This is a genomic window from Mesorhizobium sp. M4A.F.Ca.ET.020.02.1.1, from assembly GCF_004022645.1.
Lineage (GTDB): Bacteria > Pseudomonadota > Alphaproteobacteria > Rhizobiales > Rhizobiaceae > Mesorhizobium.
Map to the genome: position 1 here is coordinate 1 of NZ_RZOI01001290.1, position 737 is coordinate 737.

1 pseudogene is annotated in these 737 nt (G+C 65.9%); it reads right to left on the reverse strand.

Annotated elements, in window-relative coordinates:
- Nucleotides 1-737: pseudogene (locus EN742_RS36715) on the reverse strand (RNA polymerase sigma-54 factor); the annotation flags it as partial.

Consider the following 737-nt stretch of genomic DNA (forward strand, 5'->3'; position numbering starts at 1 on the left):
GGAACGCGTCCTGCTGGCGCACGATCTCCGACGCGACTTTGAGGATGGTCTTTGCCCGCTGGTCGAGGCTGCGCGTCAGCCAGTTGGCGTTCTGCAGGCATTCGGCCAGGAAATCCTTCTCAACCTGGTTCTTCGCGTGGCCCGAAACTCTGGCGAAATAGACATTGTCGACCAGGACGCGCGGCAGCGTCTCGGCATTGAGCTCGACCGTCCAGCTTCCGTCATTGGCAGCGCGCACCTCGACATCGGCAACGATGGCGTCGCTGGCGCCGCCCGAAAACGCCATTCCGGGCCGCGGATCGAGCGCGCGGATCTCGGCCAGCATATCCAGGAGATCCTCCTCGTCGACCCCGCAAATGCGCTTCAGCGCCTGGAAATCGCGCCGCGCCAGCAGTTCGAGATTGGCGACCAGCGCCTGCATCGCCGGATCGAGCCGGTCGCGCACCGCAAGCTGCAGCGACAGGCATTCGGCAAGGTCGCGGGCAAACAGGCCGGCCGGCTCGAACGTCTGGCAGATGCCGAGCACCTTGGCCACCGCCGCTTCGCTGGTGCCGAGGCGGGCCGCGATCTCGGCCATGTCGGCGCTTAGATAGCCGGCCTCATCGAGACCGTCGCCAAGCTCGCCGGCGATCAGCCGCGCCGCCGGATCGGCAAAGGCGAGCGCGATCTGTTCGCCGACATGCTCACGCAACGTAATCGCCGTGGCAGCCATGTCACCGACATCGAAACCTTCGGAC